Raw genomic sequence first — 16,152 nt, forward strand, 5'->3', positions numbered from 1 at the left:
TTGCGTCCGCGCTGCCCGGGATCTCCGCTTATGCTTCAAGCTGCGATCCCTTGGCTTGCTTGCTCAGTCCGGTAACGCACCGCCCGAGGGCGTGCGGCTGGCCAGGATGGCAATCAGCGACACCACCGCGGCCCCGACCAGGTACCAGGCTGGCGCGAGCTTATTGCCCGTGGCGCTGATCAGCCAGGTCGCAACCAGGGGGGCGGTGCCGCCGAACAGGGCGTTCGCGCTGTTAAAACAGAGTGCAAATCCGCTATATCGCACACGGGTCGGGAAACTCTCCGACAGGAAGCACGGCAGCGTGCCGTCGTTGATGGTGAGAAAGGCGCCCAGCGCCACCTGGATCAGCAAGATGCCGACAATGCCGGCGCTCGACAATGAATGGAACAGCGGCACCGTGAAGAGCGCAAACAGGATACAGGCGGAAACCAGCATCGTCTTCCGCCCGAACCGGTCGGAAAGCAAGCCCATCACGAAAATCATCAGCACATAGCTGGCCAGCGATACGGTAGACACCAGGAAGGAAACCGAGTCGCTCATGCCGAGTTCCTTTGACAGGTACACAGGCATATAGCTGAGCAACAGGTAAAAGCCGACGGCGTTAAGGCAGGTCACGCCGAAGCCGACCAGCATGGTGCGGCGATGCGAGGTGAGCAGCTCGCGCAGCGGCGCCTGCGGTGCGTGATTGGCTTGCTCCATCGCGACGAACTTCGGCGTGTCCTCTAGTTGAAGACGGATGTAACGGCCAACCAGCCCAAAGGGGGCGGCCAGCAGGAACGGCACGCGCCAGCCCCATTCGAGCAACTGCCCGGAGGTCAGCACCGTATGCAGCCCGGCGACGAACAGCGATGCGAAGAGCAGGCCGGCGGCTTCAGCGGCGGGAATGACACTGGTGTAGAGCCCGCGCTTGCGGTTTGGGGCATATTCGGCAAGAAACGCCGAGGCGCCGGCGTATTCGCCAGAAGCCGAGAAACCCTGGACGAGCCGGATGACAAGCAGCAGTACCGGCGCCCACAGGCCCACCTGCCCATAAGTCGGCAGGAAGGCGATCAGGAAGGTAGAGCAGGACATGATCATGATCGACAGCGACAGCGTATTGCGCCGGCCGAACTTGTCGCCGAAATGCCCCCAGATCACCCCTCCGATCGGACGCACGACGAAGGACAGCGCGAATACGGCATAGGTAGCCATCAGGCTGGTGGTCGGGTCGCTCTTGGGAAAGAACACTACCGCGATGACCGTTGCAAGAAAGCCGTAGGCGGCGTAGTCGAACCATTCGATGAAGGTGCCGATAAAGCCCGCCGCGGTAGCGCGGCGCAGTACCTGCCTGGTGTCGGCATCCACAGGGCCGCTGCGGGCCTGGCTCGCTGGGTGTCCCGGGCGGTGCCTGCCGCTTGGTAACGGCTCCATGCCGCGCAAGGATTTTGTGTTGCTCATACGCTGTCTCCGAATTTTTTTGTCCTGGTCGCGCTACGTCTGTCCGGGCATGGGCCTTTGCCGCGTGCAACGGGGAAACCAGTCTTGTGATGTGTCTTGTGGTGTGTTTTGTGGGTCTGCTCTGTGAGTAATACAGGGGTGTTGAACTCCTTATGCAGGGCAAGAAGGCGCAGCGGTACGGCGGATCGCCGATCCTTCGACAAAAAAAGAATCCCGAGGCGGCTATGTCGTGCCTGCCAACGAGGCAGGCTAGCCAACTGGCGCTACCTGTCCTGCGGCAGTGGCACCTGGGCGCCGTTGCGGTAGGTGTAGATGGTGATCGGCGAATCCCGCAGGTCACGGCTGGGGTCGAAGCGATATCGGCCGGCCACTCCCTGCATATCGATGCCCGCCAGCGCGGCACGGTATTGCGCCGGCTCGACCGAGTTGGCTGCCTTCATCGCCTGGGCTACCAGCCTGAGGCCGTCATAGAGGGAGGCGCTGTAGGTGAGCGGATCTGTGTTGTAGCGCTTCCTGTAGTCGGTCTTGAATTGACGCCCCGGGCCGGTGTTCTCGAGCACGGGGCCACCCTGCGGGCAGTACACATGCTCGTCCACGGCATCGCCCCCCAGCCTGGCCAGTTCGATATTGCACATCGCATCGCCACCGAGCAGATAGGCGTTGGTCATGGCGAGCCGTTTCATCTGGCTGCGCAGCGGTCCGGCCTGCGAGTAGTAGCCACCATAGAAGATGCCGTCCACCTTCATGCCGCGTATCCGGGTCAGGATCGGGACGAAGTCCACGGCCTTGTCCGAGGTGAATTCGCGCGCAACGATCTCGATGCCTTCCGCCCTGGCCGCCTTGACGAACTCGTCCGCCACGCCCTGGCCATAGGCTGTCCGGTCGTCGATGACCGCGAAACGCCTGGCGCGCAGTTTGGCTGAAGCAAACTCGCCCATGCGCTTGCCAAGCTGGCTGTCATTGGCCGAGATCCGGAAGATATAGGTGTACCCGGACTGGGTGATTGCGGGGTTCGAAGCCACCGTCGCCATCACTATCCCGGCCTGGTCCAGCAAGCGGGAGATCGGGATGGCGACGCCCGAATTGAACGGCCCGAACACCACCTTCACTTCCCCGTCCACCAGGCGCTGGGCAACCGACATGCCGGTGCGCGGATCTGCCGCGTCGTCCTCGGAGACCAGGCTAAAGCGCACGGCTTTGCCGTTGACGACAACGCCTTGTGCATTCAGTTGATCGATGGCCATGCGCAGGCCGTTTTCATTGTCCTTGCCAATTGCGGCTTGCGGGCCGGACAGTGGGCCGGTCAGGCCGACCTTGACGACCTGCTGCTCCGCAGCCATGACGAAGGACGGCAACTGGCACGCCAGCACGCCGGCGGCCAGGCCAGTCCAGAAACGAGATTGACGAAACATTGCGGCTCCCCATTTTTGCCATTTCGCGCGACGCCGGTGAACAGCGCGCTGCGTGGCCATGTAACGACGACGGCATGCTTGATGATGGCGCGGCCCGTTTCGCGCTCAGCGCGCAGCGGCGCGCTTGACCTTGCGCTGATGCATCACCCGGCCGATCGTGTTAAGCAAAAGCTGCGCGGCGAGGATGGCGGTGGATCCCGTATGGTCGTAGTCGGGAGCGACTTCTACCAGGTCAATACCCACCACGTCGCCCTGCTCGGCCAGGCCAGCGAACAATTCAAGACCCTCGTAGTAAGTCAGCCCGCCATGGCTCGGGGTACCCGTGCCCGGCGCGATGGAGACGTCGAACCCGTCGATGTCGATAGTCAGGTAATAGCGTACGCCCTTCGGGATGCGGTCCAGCACACCCTGGATACCGAGCTTGCGAAGCTGGCGCACCGAGATGATGTCCGACCCCATCTCGCGCGCCTGGGCATATCCCTCGCGTGCGGTAGAGGACACATTGCGGATGCCGATCTGGGTCATGCCGCTGACCACGCTCTTCTCCGCGGCGCGGCGCAAGGGGTTGCCGTGACCGTGACGCACGCCATGCCGCTCGTCGACAAAGTCCAGATGGGCGTCGATATGGACCACGTGGAACGGCTCCTGGCCTTCGAAGGCCGCGATGCACGGGATATTGATCGAATGATCGCCGCCCAGCACCACGGGCAGCGCGCCGGCCTTCAGGATCTTGCGCACCCCGTATTCGATGTTGGCATGGCACTTCTCGGTATTGGTGTGCACCATATCGGCGTCGCCAATGTCGACCATCCTGACCTCGTTGGCCGGCATATACACGACATCGTCCTCGAAGTCATAGGCGCCGCTGTGGCCAAAAGAGAACAGCGTGGATGCCTCGCGGATCGAGCGCGGCCCAAAGCGCGCGCCGGCACGCCACTGGGTGCCGCAGTCGAACGGCGCGCCGATGACGGCCACGTCGGCGTCGATGGCGTCCCAGTCGAGGCAGAGCGGCGATTTGCCGAACGTGCAGATGCCGACGAACGGGAGGTCGAGCCGGCCCTTCTCATATTGATTTTCAGACATTGTGTTCACCAATCCTTTCTTCGTTGATGCGGTAGGGACGAGTCCATTCTGGACAACGGAATGGTCCGGTACAATCAGAATGTTAAGAACTTCATTTCGGATAAATCCGAAGTAAAGGCCGAAGCGTGAAACTCCGGGATGTGGACCTCAAGCTACTGAGAATCTTCGAAACCATCGTGGGATGTGGCGGATTTGCCGCGGCGCAATCGCTGCTGGGGATTGGCGCGTCCAGCATCAGCGAGCACATGACGCAACTCGAGGCACGACTGGGCGTGCGCTTGTGCGAGCGCGGGCGCAGCGGGTTTCGCCTGACGGAGGAGGGGCAGCAAATGCACGCCGCGGCACAACGGCTGCTCGCGGCGGTGGATACCTTCCAGATGGAAGCCGGGACCATCCGCAAGGAACTCCACGGCGTGCTTCGCCTGGGGCTGATCGAGGCCACGCTGACCGACCGCGGGGCGCCTCAACTGGCGGCGATCCGCAGCTTCGGCCAGGCCGCGCCGAAAGTGCAGTTACATATCGAGATCGACTCGCCCAACCGCCTCGAACAGCGGGTGCTGGATGGCAGCCTCCACCTGGCGGTCGGGCCGTTTCCGGACCCGGTAGCCGGCTTGGACTACCGCCTGCTCTATCGGGAGGAGCAAGGACTTTACTGCGCATCGCCGCATCCGCTCTTTTCCCATATCGGTCAGAAGGGCCTGGCGGAGCAGGTTGCCGGTGCGAACCTGGCGACGCGCGGCTACCTCGGGCGGCAGGAGCTTGACCTGCTCGGCATGCAGGAGGCTGCAGCGATGGTGGACAACGTGGAAGGGCGCGCTATGCTCATCCTGTCCGGGAACTACATTGGCTTTCTGCCGCCGCACTATGCGGATGCATGGGTGGCGCCCGGCCTGTTGCGCCGTCTCGCGCCAGAGCGCTACAGCACGCATCTCGATTTCAAGATCATCACGCGGCGGGGCGCGCGCGAAACGCGGACCGTGCTGGCGCTGATCGATCACCTTGCAGAGGCGGCAAAGAAAGGAGGTAACGGGTAACGTCTGGGCTCGCATCGATAGCCAAGCCCGGCTCTGTACTCTGTACGCTGGCGGGAGGGTCCCCTCAGTTCGATTTCACAGCTGGCGGCGGCGTCCATTTGCCGTTCAGCGCGGCCGCCTCCGGCCAATAGGCCCGCACGTACAACGAAAAATCCTCGCTTTTCGGTGCCGGCAACCAGTTGCTCTGCTTGTCGGCGCCCGGCGAATCAGCCTGGACATAGAGCGTCAGAGAGCCGTCGGCGTTGTACTTCAGGTTCTTGTTCTTCGTACCGATGGAGTAGCGCTTCAGTGCATTCTCGGAGAAGAAATGATGCTGATTGTAGAGGGTGAGCGACCAGAAGCCCTTTACCGGTGGCTCGGCACCTTTGGCGAAGGTAACGGTGTACTTGTTGGCACCGTTCAGGCGACCGCCGGCGGCATCGAGATCCTGATAGAAGTACTTGGTCTCGTTCTGCTTATTGACGAAGATATTGGACTTGGCCGCCGCGATGCGGCTGAAATAGTCCGTACCGAAGCCTGCGCCATTGCTGATGGTGCTCCAGTGATCGGGCAGTTGCAGGCTGTAGTTGCGGAACTGGAAGAGCGGATCCACGATCTCGCTGTCCGCCTGTGCTCGTTGATATTGGCAATGACTTCGCCCCATCCGTCGAGTAATTCGGCCGTGTAATAGCGCCCCTTGACCTGTGGCACGTTCAGGATGACGGCATGATCCTTGTCCGCGGCGAGCCAGGCCTCCAGATAGGCTACATCCATGTTTGGATTCACAAATGCGGCGGAGCCGAGGGGGTTGTACTTAATCTTGTTGTAGCCAACCTTCTCGACGTTGATATCGTAGTTCTCCTGCTGCAGCACCAGATAGCGCCCGTACAAGTAGGTCCATGCCGCAACGATCTGGTCACCGGAGGGGGCTGATACGCTCGCCGTCGTGCTGTTCGCGGCAGCGCTCTTGCCAGGCGAACTGCAGGCCGTCATGCCCAGGCTTATGAAGCCTGCTGCGATTGAGGTAAAAATCCAATTGGGAGCGCGCATGGTGTTTGTTCTTCCGTTCCGGTTCTTTTGAGTTGCTTTGTGGCATATCCGCAGCGAAGACGCGGGCCTCCCACTATGGCCGCGGACGGAGGCGGGGAGAACTAAGATTTTTCGCGGGCGATTTAAGTCTTTTCGTTTGCGGGTCGGTCACCCCATCCGCTGCACGCTTGCGCGCGCTCGTGATATTTCCAGCTTTCTATAGCCGGAGATGGAAGTTCAAGGTTCACGATCCCAAACCAGCGGGTCTACACTACAAAAAACAGTTAGCCTGATGCGGGTACATCCATGAGCGCCGACGCGCATGACCACTCCGAGCTGTCGCCGATCCAACTGCGGGTGCGCGCGCTCGAGACGATTCTGACCGAGAAGGGCTACGTCGACCCTGCTGTCCTCGACCTTATCGTCGAGCGATACCAGACCAAGATTGGCCCTCACATCGGAGCTCGAGTGATCGCCCGGGCCTGGCTCGATCCAGAGTTCAAGGCCGTGCTGCTGGCGGATGCGACAAGAGCGATCGCCGCGCTCGGCGTCGTCAGCCAAGTGGGCGACCATCTGATCGCGGTGGAGAACACGCCCGGGCATCACAACATGGTCGTCTGCACGCTGTGCTCGTGCTACCCATGGGACGTGCTCGGGCTGCCTCCGGTCTGGTACAAGTCGGCCGCCTATCGCTCGCGGGCTGTGTCAGATCCGCGCGGCGTGCTGGCCGACTTCGGTGTCATACTGCCGGAAGACACGCAGATCCGTGTCTGGGACTCGACCGCGGAGACCCGCTTCCTCGTGGTACCACCCCGCCCCGCCGGCACCGAAGGCTGGCCCGAGGAGCGCCTGATGCGGCTCATCACTCGTGACTGCATGATAGGCACCGGCCTGCCCCTGCGCCCCGAGGAGATATCGCCATGAACGGCATTCACGACATGGGCGGCATGCACGGCTTCGGCAAAGTGCATCCCGAGGCTGACGAACCTCCGTTCCACGCACAGTGGGAGGAGCGGGTACTGGCCATGCAGCGGGCCATGCGTTTCACGCGCGCCTGGAACATCGACATGTCTCGCGACGCGCAGGAGCGGCTGCCTGCCGCGGTCTACTTGTCCGTGTCCTACTACGAAAGATGGGCATTGGGAATCGAGCGCAACGCGGTCGAGCGAGGACTGATCGGCGCCGATGAAATCGCCGCAGGGCATGCCCTGCATCCGGGCAAGCCCCTCGAACGGGTCATGACGACGAACGACATCGGGCACGCATTCACCCGAGGCACTTTCTGTCGCCCGCCCAAGTGGCCGGCCAGGTTCAAACCGGGCGAGCGAGTGCGCACGAAGAACATCAACCCGCCCACGCACACGCGCTTGCCGCGGTACGTGCGCGGCCGTGAAGGAACAATCGAGGCAATCCGGGGTTGCCACGTCTTTCCGGACTCCGTCGTGGCCGGTGCGGGAGAAGACCCACAGTGGCTCTACACCGTCGTCTTCGAAGGCCGCGAGCTCTGGGGAGCGGAGACCGACGCCACGCTCACCGTCTCGATCGAGGCATTCGAGCCCTACCTCGAACCAGCATGAAATGAAGGTCGATCCAGTCGCAGTGCGTGATGCCGCCGAGGCCCTACCGGGCGTTCCCCGTGACAACGAAGGCCCGGTGTTCCGCGAACCGTGGGAGGCGCAGGTTTTTTCTCTGGCATTGGTCTTGCACCAGCGGGGCCTCTACACCTGGCGTGAATGGGCTGCAGCGCTGGCAGAAGAGATCAGGCGCGCACAGCTTGCCGGCGATCCGGATACAGGCGAGACCTACTACCTGCACTGGCTCGCCACGCTCGAGCGCCTGGTGGCAAGCAAGGGCGTCGCGAGCCTAGAGACGCAGGCGCGCTATCGCAAAGCCTGGCACTACGCGGCGCGTCGCACGCCTCACGGCAAGCCTGTTGAACTCTCGCTTGGCGATTTTCCGGAAAACGGGGATTTGTGAGTCGATGTCCATTGAGCGCCGGCTCTCCGGCAGTGGATCCGTATTGTCGATCTACAGTTTGGGGTCGACTACAGCCATCCGGGAGGGTGGCCGACAAGGGTCTCGCGCCAGCCAGTTTCGGCCGCTCATGGTGCAGGGCCCGGATGGCCGGTCGCCGGTCAAACGTGACGCGAATCCTGAGTCGGGCGGCCCGCTTCCGCTACTGTCCGATCGAAGGTGGAGGGGGGTTGCCCGCCCCGGCTCCAGCGCTCGTCCGGCACGCATGGCGGCGCTAATATTAATCTCAACGGCGCGATCTTCGACGCGTTCGACTTCTCTTTCGCGTCGCTCTGAACCGGAGAAGCAAAGTGCCAAACGTAACGTCCGACGGTGTTTCGATCCACTACGAGGTCAAGGGCCAAGGTTCGCCCGTGCTTCTTCTGGCGGGGCTTGCGGGAGTGGGCGCATCTTGGGGCCCACAGATCGATCTTTTCGCCGAGCACCACCAAGTGATCGTACCCGATCACCGCGGCACCGGCGCGTCCGAGCACACCGCATGCGCCATGACGATTACACAACACGCGCTGGACATGGCGCGGGTCATCGAGGCGGTCGGGTGCGGGCCGGTCCACGCGGTCGGTTCCTCGACCGGCGGCGCCATCGCGCAATTGCTGGCGATCCATCACCGCGAACTATTACGCAGCGCGACAATTGTCTCTTCAATTGCACGCGCAGACGCGTTCTACCGTCGTCAGTTCGACATGCGGCGACGCATGTTGACCGATTCCGGCTTGCGCGCGTGCACCGAGGCCAACGCACTATTCCTCTTCGATCCGAGATTCATGCGCGAGCACCCGGCGCAGGTGCAGGCGTGGGTGAACGCTACAGCGGCCGGCACATTCGAACGGGAGATCAGCTTTGCCCGGATCGACATGATCGTGGGGCACGACGCCTTCGATGATCTTCCGTCGATAGCGACGCCGACGCTGGTGCTGGTGGGCGAGCGCGACTTCTGCGCCCCGCCGTACTTCTCCGCGGAGCTTGCAGAGCGGATTCCGGGAGCCGAGTTTGCCATCCTGGACGGTGGTCATTTCATCTTCCTGGAGAAGCCTGAACTACTGCACGACATTGTTGAGGCCTTCATCGCCAGGCACGAACGATGATCAGCTCGGCACTCTGACGGAAGGCGGGCGCCTCCCGTTAGAGTGCCGGTGCGAGCTGGCCGTAATCCGGCCGCGACCTGCGACCGGCCGGTTCGGCCGGACTTCGGTCGTCCGCAGATGGGGGCGCGAATGACCGAGAAGGGTTGCGGATTACACGCCCCAGCGATAGCGCCATCCGCGATTGTCCCTTCGTGCGGGCGCTCCGCCCATAGCAGACATTCGCTGTGCATTGCCCATGCTACGCACAGCGCTGCGGAATCCTGGCGCAGAAGTCAGAAAACATCTGGGCTATGCCGCACTTGGAGCATTTGACTCGTGGAATTGATCGACCAAAAAATCAATGAACGCTCTGGCACGCGCCGTTTGATTGCGCCGATTCGAGTAGTAGACAAACAGGTCCGCCGACGGGAGGACAAAGTCCGGCAGCACAACCCTCAGCCTGCCACTCTCGAGATACTTCGCCAGATCCCACTCCGAACGGATAAGGATGCCGTGGCCATCGAGAGCCCAGCCGAGGACGATATCGCCATCGTTGCTCGACAGCACCCCATCAACTTTGACGATCTCGGTTTGCTCATGGTGCGTAAACCGCCAGATACCGTATGCATCATCATTCTGCCGATGGATGATGCAGCGATGGTCGGCGAGATCGGCAAGGCTAGCCGGGGTGCCATATCTATCGAGATAGACCGGTGAGGCGCACAGATACCGTCGGTTCGACATGATGCGTCGCGCGTTGAGCCGTTTGTCAGGCAGCGAGCCGAAACGAATGGCCAGATCAAAGCTACTCTCGACGAGGTCGATTGGCCTGTCGGTGACGTCCAGTTGCACTGTGACAAGGGGATAACGCCTGGCGAACTCGGAGACGAGCGGTGCAATGGTCGTGCGGCCGAAGCCAAGGGTTGCATTCACGCGGAGTATCCCGCGCGGCATGGCACCGCTGCTCGACACCTCATCTTCCATCTCTCGGACCTGGGCAAGTATCCGCGTCGCATGGAGGAGGTAGGTCTCGCCTTCATTTGTCAGGCTGATGCTGCGGGTTGTGCGGTTGACTAGCCGTACACCCAGCCGGTCTTCCATCTGGGCAAGCCGCTTGGTGGCCGCCGGCGGCGTCAGGTCAAGCGCCCGCGCGGCAGCCGAAAGATTGCCATGGCGGGCGATAAGCACGAAGAACTCCAGTTCGGAAGCGAGATTGGTCTTCACTCAAAGTGAATAATCAAATGACTTGTGGTGAATTTTAAGACACCTTCCCGCACCTATGCTAGTGGCTCACATAGCTTATGCATCCGCCGAACCGGATGCCTTAGGAGACACATCATGAAAATCGTCGACATTCGCGAAAAAACGTTGCCGATCAGCTCGCCGATTCGTAACGCTTACATCGACTTCAGCAAGATGACCCTCAGTCTGGTCGCCGTCATCACCGACGTCATCCGCGACGGCAAGCCGGTGGTGGGCTACGGCTTCAACTCCAACGGCCGCTATGGCCAGGGGAAGCTGATGCGCGAGCGCTTCATCCCGCGCGTGCTGGAGGCGGCAACCGAATCCCTGCTTGACGCAAGCGGCAACAACTTCGATCCGCACAAGATCTGGGACACCATGTTCACCAATGAGAAGCCGGGCGGGCACGGCGAACGCTCGGTCGCCATCGGCACCATCGACATGGCCGTCTGGGACGCGGTAGCCAAGATCGAGGGCAAGCCCTTGTTTCAATTGCTGGCCGACCGCTATGGCAACGGTACGCCCGATCGCAAGGTGTTCGTCTACGCCGCGGGCGGCTACTACTACCCCGGCCAGGACCACAACAAGCTCAAGGACGAAATGCGCAGCTACATCGACCGCGGCTATACCGTGGTCAAGAAGAAGATTGGCGGCGCGACGCTTGACGAGGACCTGCGGCGAATCGACTCGATCCTGAGCGTGCTTCAGGATGGTCAAAAGCTCGCGGTGGATGCCAACGGCCGCTTCGACCTGGACACTGCCGTTCAATATGCCAAGGCGCTGTCACAGTACGACCTGTTCTGGTACGAGGAACCGGGCGACCCTCTGGATTTCGAGTTGCAGGCGACGCTGCGCAATTACTACGCCAATCCGATGGCCACCGGCGAGGACCTGTTCTCGATGCAGGATGCCCGCAACCTGATTCGCTATGGCGGCATGCGCCCCGACCGCGACTGGTTGCAGTTCGACTGCGCGCTGAGCTACGGCTTGGTCGAATACCTGCGGACCCTCGACATGCTCAAGGAACACGGCTGGTCGGCGAGCCGTTGCATTCCGCATGGCGGTCACCAGATGTCGCTGAATATAGCCGCCGGCCTTGGCCTGGGCGGCAACGAGAGCTACCCGGATCTGTTCCAGCCTTTCGGTGGCTTCCCCGATGGGGTCAAGGTCGACAAGGGTTACGTCACGATGCCCGATCTGCCTGGTATCGGCTTCGAAGGCAAGTCCGACCTCTATAGCGTCATGCAGGAGCTGTCGTCTTGAGCGCATAGTTGCAACGGCCATACGGCCATACGGCCATACAAGAGGAGACAATGATGCTAAAACAGCGCGCGGTTGCCTGCGGTGCAGTATTGATACTAGTCTGCGGCGCTATTGCCGCCCCTACGTCCGCGCTCGCGGAGTATCCGGAGAAGCCCGTCACACTAGTCGTACCATTCGTAGCCGGTGGTCCCAGCGACAAGATTGCGCGCGATGTCGCGGAAGCCTTGCGCAAGTCATTGGGCCAACCGGTGTTGGTGGAGAACACAGCTGGCGCGGGCGGAACCATAGGCACCGCACGCGTGGCGCGCGCCAACCCCGACGGCTACACCCTTCTGGTGCACCACATCGGGCTGGCGACCGCGCCGTCCTTGTACAAGAAACTGGGCTACAAGACGGCGGATCTGGAGTTCCTGGGCCTGATCAACGAAGCGCCCTCAACGCTCATCGGCAAACCCGGGCTGGCCCCGAACACGCTTGCCGAGCTTCGCAAAACCATTGCGGACAGTGGGGGCAAGCTCAACCTCGCCAATGCCGGCGTTGGATCGGCGTCGCATTTGTGTGGCCTTATGCTGCAGAATGCCCTGAAGAGCAACATGACATTTGTGCCATATAAGGGCACAGCGCCGGCTATGTCCGACCTGATGGGCGGACAGGTCGACCTGATGTGCGAGCAAGCGACCAGCAGCACGCCGCAGATCGAGGCAAAGAAAGTCAAGGCTTACGGCGTAAGTAGTCTGCAGCGCTCCACGGTACCTGCCTTGGCAAACATCCCGATACTCAGCGAAAGTGGCTTGCCGGGTTTCAATTTCACGGTGTGGCACGGCCTCTATGCTCCACACGGAACGCCGCCCGCGGTGCTGAACAAAATTAACGCAGCTCTGCGCACTGCGCTGAAGGATCCGGCCCTCATCAAGCGGGAGGAGGGGCTAGGCATCACAGTGATCAGCGACGCGCGGCTATCCCCGTCCGGGCACAAGAAGTTCTTCGACAGCGAGGTCAATCGCTGGTCGAAGATCATCAAGGATGCGGGCATTCAGCCGGAGTGAGAAAACCTCAATGTCGTACAGGCCTCTTAACGTGGTGGTGGGTAACAATATCGCAATCGATCCGGGGCAGTAAAAATCCCGCGACTCATAAATTGTGATTCGTTAGGCGCATGATGCTTTTCGTCCCTCGAAAGTCGCCAAAGATGCAAGGTGATTTAGGGCACGCAAGGGCAAGCGGCGCCCTGCAGAGTGGATCCTGTGCAACGGTCGCCGAACCAATCAAGCGAGGGCCCTTTGACCGTGAGTGGATTCGCGACTACACTCGCCGCGTAGTGTTTCCGGAACTGGGTCATCCGGGGAAAAAAAAAGAAAAGGAGCGCGAGCATGGGCCACAGAAGCCCGGCGGTGCGATATAGCCGAAAACATTGGCTATTTCGGGAGTTGGGGGTAGCCACGCGGTGCGGTGGCTTGGGTCGACACGCTCGGCTCGGGGGCGGCTTTACGCTCATCGAGTTAATGATCGCCGTGGCAATCATCGGCATCCTCGCAGCCATTGCCTATCCCTCCTATATCCAATTCGTAGTGCGCTCCAATCGCGCAGCGGCGGAGTCGTTCCTGCTGGAAGTCGCCAGCATGCAGGAGCGCTTCCTGGTGGACAACCGGGTCTATGCCACCAGTCTGGCCGCACTCGGCTATGCGAGTCCTCCCGGCACAGTTTCCCCCAATTACCAGATTACCGTCACTGCGGTCGCAGGTCCGCCACTGGGATATGTCCTGACGGCGACGCCGCAGGGTACCCAGGCCACGAACGACGCGGCATGTGGAACGTTGACGCTGTCGAATACTGGGGACAAGAACGTCTCCGGCACGGGTTCGAATTGCTGGAAGTAGCCAATGCAAAATACTCATGCATCGAATATATCCGGCGCCGCAGCGGAACGCGGATTCACGCTAATAGAATTGCTGGTAACGCTGACAGTGCTTTCCATCATCGCGTTTGCTGCGGCCCCGTCGTTCTCAAGCCTGATCGCGACACAACGCGCACGCAATGCCTCGCTGGATCTTTCCGCCGCGCTGACATTGGCGCGTAGCGAGGCCGTCAAGCGCAACAGCAGTGTCACCATGGCCGCCTCCGGCGCTTGGGCCGGGGGGTGGGCCGTAACCGCTGGCACCGAAAAGGTGCGCAGTTTCGGTCCATATGATGGTATTTCGATCACTGCCAGCGCGGGCAACTCCCTGGCGGTCGGTAACGACGGCAGGCCCACTGCCGGCAGCCTGACGTTCCAGGTGGCGCCGTCGGTATCACCTCAGGCGACCACGACGATCTGCGTACAGGTGAGCGGAACCGGCCGCGTCGCACTGGTATCCGGAGCATGTACGTGAACTCGCGCCCCTCCCATGCGCGCAATCGCTTGCGCCAGTCCGCGCAGCGTGGCGCCACGCTGATCGAGGTCTTGATATCGGTCGTGATCCTGCTGGTGGCGCTGCTGGGCACCGCGGGTCTGATTGCCCGCTCCGGCCAATCGGAAATGGAAGCCTATCAGCGTGTGCAGGCGCTGACATTGCTGCAGGACATGGCCGCCCGGCTCAACGCTAACCGTCAGGCCGCAGCCTGCTATGCCAGTGGCGCCACCATTACCACGGCGGGCAGCACTACGGTTCCCGCTCCAGCTTGCACCGTCGGTACCGCCGCGCAGCAATCCATCGCGAATGCCGACCTGGCAGCCTGGGGGGCAACATTGCTTGGCAGTGCGGAGAACAATGGCGGAACGACGGTAGGCGCCATGATTGGTGCGCTCGGTTGTATCGAAGCCCTCGATGCCACAAACCAGATCTACCGTATCACGGTAGCCTGGCAGGGCCTCGCAAAGACGACCGCGCCGGCGCTGCCATGCGGCAGCGGACAATTCGGCAATGACAGCTATCGCCGCGCGGTAAGCATTCAGGTACGCATTGGAGTTCTCTCGTGAATCGGCAGCGCATTGCGAAGCGCCACTGGCAGGGCGGCATGTCCCTGGTCGAGTTGATGGTCGGGATGACGCTTGGGCTACTGCTCTTGACTGCCCTGGGGAGTCTGTATTTTTCCACCACGCGGTCGCGCTCAGAGTTTTCCAATAGTGCAGAGCAGGTGGAAAACGGGCGTTATGTGGTAGACACGGTAGGTCGTGAAATCGAGCTTGCCGGCTTTTTCGGTGCCACCAGCGTAGCCAGCGGCGCAACCGTGGCAAGCCCCGCACTGTGCGCTACAGCGCCGAACGCACTGGGTTTCGTCAACTCACCGGCGACGATGCCTCTCGGCCTTCAGGGCTACGCTCCGGGTACGGTGGCCCCATGCCTGCCGAACCTGGCTCCGGCATCGGAAATACTTGTGATAAGGCGTGTGTCGACGACGCCGGTGGCGGCGGCGACCGTCGGGCAGTCCTATATGCAGGTATCGTACTGTTCCACCGACGCCACATCGTTCGTGTTTGGCGCCAGCGCTCCGGCCTTCACCATGCGCACCAAGGCATGCGACCCGGCCGTTACCGCGGAGTTGCGCCCGGCTGTAGTCCGCATTTTTTATCTTGCAGCTTGCGATGTGTGTTCCGGCGCTGGCGACGGCGTGCCGACGCTGAAGATGGCGGAGTTGTCCGGCGGTGCCTTCCAGGTCAACTCGGTGGCGCAAGGCATTCAGGATATGCACTTGTCCTACGGTGTGGATCTCGACAACAACGGCTCCGCAGACTGCTACGTCAGCGACCCCGGTGTGAACAACAGCGCCATTTGCACCTCGGTACCCGCATACGACTGGACGACTGCCCTCACCAACTGGCGGAACGTCACTTCTGTCAGCATTAGCGTCCTTGCCCGCACGCAGCGGACCTCACTCGGCTGGACAGACAGCCGCACCTATAATCTCGGACGGGCCACTGTCAGTGGCCCGTTCAACGACGGCTACAAACGTCATGTCTACGCCCGCGTGGCAAGGCTGGCCAATGTGGCGGGCCGCCGGGAGTAAGTCATGCTAATCGCACAGCGCCGGCAGTCCGGCGCCACCCTGATTGTTACGCTAATTTTCCTGGTGATCTTCCTGCTGATGACGATATCGCTGGTCGGCTCCAGTGTCGTCAATGTGAAGGTCGCCGCTAATCAGCAGCACGGGGTGGAGGCGCAGAATGCCGCGCAGCAAGGCATCGAGCAAGTCATTAGCAAGGACTTCACCGCCAACCCTGCGGCAGCTGCGGCTAGCGTCCCGGTCGATGTGAACGGCGACGGTAGCGCTGACTATACGGCGCAGGTCGCGGCGCCGGTGTGCCAGACCAGCAAACCGATATTGAATACGGACCTGGATACGTCCAATACCGACGACGTCTCCTGTTTCATTGGAAATGGTAACCAGGACACCGGCATCTTGACGGCATCCGGAGGCGGCGGCGGAAATTCACTGTGCAATGCCACGCAATGGGACGTAAAGGCCAGCGTCAGCGATAGCGCCGCCACTGCGACCAACATCACCTTGCACCAGGGCATCTCAATACGCGTGCCGGTCGGCACGGCATGCCCGTAAGTTTGCGGTCACGACTCAGTTTCCGATTGCCTTACCTCCGAA

17 protein-coding genes and 1 pseudogene are annotated in these 16,152 nt (G+C 61.6%); 12 read left to right on the forward strand and 6 right to left on the reverse strand.

Translation table 11 applies throughout. The annotated features are described in order from the left end of the window. Window positions 1-63: 63 nt before the first annotated feature. The 3 genes from ACZY0R_RS10730 to speB all read right to left on the reverse strand — a co-directional run bounded on the left by ACZY0R_RS10730 (window position 64) and on the right by speB (window position 3,932). Window positions 64-1,437, reverse strand: coding sequence for an MFS transporter (locus ACZY0R_RS10730; RefSeq protein ID WP_488858331.1), 1,374 nt, complete (start codon window positions 1,435-1,437; stop codon window positions 64-66). Between the two features lie 263 nt (window positions 1,438-1,700). Continuing rightward, entirely contained in the window at window positions 1,701-2,849 is a 1,149-nt protein-coding gene (locus tag ACZY0R_RS10735) for a branched-chain amino acid ABC transporter substrate-binding protein (RefSeq protein ID WP_488858332.1), read from the reverse strand. A 105-nt stretch (window positions 2,850-2,954) separates the two neighbouring features. Further along, window positions 2,955-3,932 carry an agmatinase gene (gene speB, locus ACZY0R_RS10740; RefSeq protein ID WP_488858333.1) on the reverse strand — a complete coding sequence of 326 codons (978 nt, stop codon included), beginning with the start codon at window positions 3,930-3,932 and terminating at the stop codon, window positions 2,955-2,957. A 125-nt stretch (window positions 3,933-4,057) separates the two neighbouring features. Here speB and ACZY0R_RS10745 point away from each other — a divergent pair, with 125 nt between their 5' ends. Next, window positions 4,058-4,966 (forward strand): LysR family transcriptional regulator, encoded by a 909-nt coding sequence (locus tag ACZY0R_RS10745; protein ID WP_488858335.1) that lies wholly within the window; start codon window positions 4,058-4,060, stop codon window positions 4,964-4,966. 64 nt (window positions 4,967-5,030) lie between these two features. On the opposite strand, the gene ACZY0R_RS10750 is transcribed toward ACZY0R_RS10745, so the two are convergent. Further along, the gene (locus ACZY0R_RS10750) at window positions 5,031-5,558 is read right to left on the reverse strand and encodes a DUF1214 domain-containing protein (protein ID WP_488858336.1); all 528 of its coding nucleotides are present in this window, start codon (window positions 5,556-5,558) and stop codon (window positions 5,031-5,033) included. A 29-nt stretch (window positions 5,559-5,587) separates the two neighbouring features. After that, window positions 5,588-5,995 (reverse strand): annotated as a pseudogene (locus tag ACZY0R_RS10755) (DUF1254 domain-containing protein); the annotation flags it as partial. A 285-nt stretch (window positions 5,996-6,280) separates the two neighbouring features. On the opposite strand from ACZY0R_RS10755, the gene nthA reads away from it, so the two are divergent. The 4 genes from nthA (at window position 6,281) to ACZY0R_RS10775 (ending at window position 9,093) form a co-directional block, all read left to right on the forward strand. After that, on the forward strand, window positions 6,281-6,898 hold the full coding sequence (gene nthA, locus ACZY0R_RS10760) for a nitrile hydratase subunit alpha (RefSeq protein ID WP_488858337.1): 618 nt from the start codon (window positions 6,281-6,283) through the stop codon (window positions 6,896-6,898). Next, window positions 6,895-7,551 (forward strand): nitrile hydratase subunit beta, encoded by a 657-nt coding sequence (nthB, locus tag ACZY0R_RS10765; RefSeq protein WP_488858338.1) that lies wholly within the window; start codon window positions 6,895-6,897, stop codon window positions 7,549-7,551. Before nthA ends, nthB begins: the two co-directional genes overlap by 4 nt. 1 nt (window position 7,552) lies before the next feature. Continuing rightward, window positions 7,553-7,951 (forward strand): nitrile hydratase accessory protein, encoded by a 399-nt coding sequence (locus ACZY0R_RS10770; protein WP_441630482.1) that lies wholly within the window; start codon window positions 7,553-7,555, stop codon window positions 7,949-7,951. Window positions 7,952-8,298: 347 nt separating this feature from the next. Continuing rightward, a complete protein-coding gene (locus ACZY0R_RS10775) occupies window positions 8,299-9,093 on the forward strand; it encodes an alpha/beta fold hydrolase (RefSeq protein WP_488858340.1) in 795 nt (264 codons plus the stop codon). 288 nt (window positions 9,094-9,381) lie between these two features. On the opposite strand, the gene ACZY0R_RS10780 is transcribed toward ACZY0R_RS10775, so the two are convergent. Beyond that, window positions 9,382-10,296, reverse strand: a complete 915-nt coding sequence (locus tag ACZY0R_RS10780; RefSeq protein ID WP_488858341.1) for a LysR family transcriptional regulator — start codon at window positions 10,294-10,296, stop codon at window positions 9,382-9,384. A gap of 114 nt (window positions 10,297-10,410) precedes the next feature. Here ACZY0R_RS10780 and ACZY0R_RS10785 point away from each other — a divergent pair, with 114 nt between their 5' ends. The 7 genes from ACZY0R_RS10785 to ACZY0R_RS10815 all read left to right on the forward strand — a co-directional run bounded on the left by ACZY0R_RS10785 (window position 10,411) and on the right by ACZY0R_RS10815 (window position 16,110). Continuing rightward, window positions 10,411-11,577 (forward strand): mandelate racemase/muconate lactonizing enzyme family protein, encoded by a 1,167-nt coding sequence (locus ACZY0R_RS10785; RefSeq protein WP_488858342.1) that lies wholly within the window; start codon window positions 10,411-10,413, stop codon window positions 11,575-11,577. A 50-nt stretch (window positions 11,578-11,627) separates the two neighbouring features. Then, window positions 11,628-12,623 (forward strand): tripartite tricarboxylate transporter substrate-binding protein, encoded by a 996-nt coding sequence (locus tag ACZY0R_RS10790; RefSeq protein WP_488858343.1) that lies wholly within the window; start codon window positions 11,628-11,630, stop codon window positions 12,621-12,623. Between the two features lie 408 nt (window positions 12,624-13,031). Next, entirely contained in the window at window positions 13,032-13,454 is a 423-nt protein-coding gene (locus ACZY0R_RS10795) for a type IV pilin protein (protein WP_488858344.1), read from the forward strand. A gap of 3 nt (window positions 13,455-13,457) precedes the next feature. After that, a complete protein-coding gene (locus ACZY0R_RS10800; protein ID WP_488858346.1) occupies window positions 13,458-13,946 on the forward strand; it encodes a GspH/FimT family pseudopilin in 489 nt (162 codons plus the stop codon). After that, a complete protein-coding gene (pilV, locus tag ACZY0R_RS10805; protein ID WP_488858348.1) occupies window positions 13,937-14,533 on the forward strand; it encodes a type IV pilus modification protein PilV in 597 nt (198 codons plus the stop codon). Before ACZY0R_RS10800 ends, pilV begins: the two co-directional genes overlap by 10 nt. A gap of 38 nt (window positions 14,534-14,571) precedes the next feature. Next, window positions 14,572-15,561, forward strand: coding sequence for a PilW family protein (locus ACZY0R_RS10810; protein WP_488859634.1), 990 nt, complete (start codon window positions 14,572-14,574; stop codon window positions 15,559-15,561). A gap of 3 nt (window positions 15,562-15,564) precedes the next feature. Further along, complete coding sequence (locus ACZY0R_RS10815; protein WP_488858349.1) at window positions 15,565-16,110, forward strand: pilus assembly PilX family protein; 546 nt, start codon at window positions 15,565-15,567, stop codon at window positions 16,108-16,110. Window positions 16,111-16,152: the final 42 nt, after the last annotated feature.

It is taken from the genome of Cupriavidus sp. F041, assembly GCF_057814235.1.

What these genes read in the sequence shown, in the direction of transcription:
- ACZY0R_RS10730 (WP_488858331.1), bottom strand. Translation starts at nt 1,437, where the DNA reads ATGAGCAACACAAAATCCTTGCGCGGCATGGAGCCGTTACCAAGCGGC.
- ACZY0R_RS10735 (WP_488858332.1), bottom strand. Translation starts at nt 2,849, where the DNA reads ATGTTTCGTCAATCTCGTTTCTGGACTGGCCTGGCCGCCGGCGTGCTG.
- speB (WP_488858333.1), bottom strand. Translation starts at nt 3,932, where the DNA reads ATGTCTGAAAATCAATATGAGAAGGGCCGGCTCGACCTCCCGTTCGTC.
- nthA (WP_488858337.1), top strand. Translation starts at nt 6,281, where the DNA reads ATGAGCGCCGACGCGCATGACCACTCCGAGCTGTCGCCGATCCAACTG.
- nthB (WP_488858338.1), top strand. Translation starts at nt 6,895, where the DNA reads ATGAACGGCATTCACGACATGGGCGGCATGCACGGCTTCGGCAAAGTG.
- ACZY0R_RS10770 (WP_441630482.1), top strand. Translation starts at nt 7,553, where the DNA reads ATGAAGGTCGATCCAGTCGCAGTGCGTGATGCCGCCGAGGCCCTACCG.
- ACZY0R_RS10785 (WP_488858342.1), top strand. Translation starts at nt 10,411, where the DNA reads ATGAAAATCGTCGACATTCGCGAAAAAACGTTGCCGATCAGCTCGCCG.
- ACZY0R_RS10790 (WP_488858343.1), top strand. Translation starts at nt 11,628, where the DNA reads ATGATGCTAAAACAGCGCGCGGTTGCCTGCGGTGCAGTATTGATACTA.
- ACZY0R_RS10800 (WP_488858346.1), top strand. Translation starts at nt 13,458, where the DNA reads ATGCAAAATACTCATGCATCGAATATATCCGGCGCCGCAGCGGAACGC.
- pilV (WP_488858348.1), top strand. Translation starts at nt 13,937, where the DNA reads ATGTACGTGAACTCGCGCCCCTCCCATGCGCGCAATCGCTTGCGCCAG.
- ACZY0R_RS10810 (WP_488859634.1), top strand. Translation starts at nt 14,572, where the DNA reads ATGTCCCTGGTCGAGTTGATGGTCGGGATGACGCTTGGGCTACTGCTC.
- ACZY0R_RS10815 (WP_488858349.1), top strand. Translation starts at nt 15,565, where the DNA reads ATGCTAATCGCACAGCGCCGGCAGTCCGGCGCCACCCTGATTGTTACG.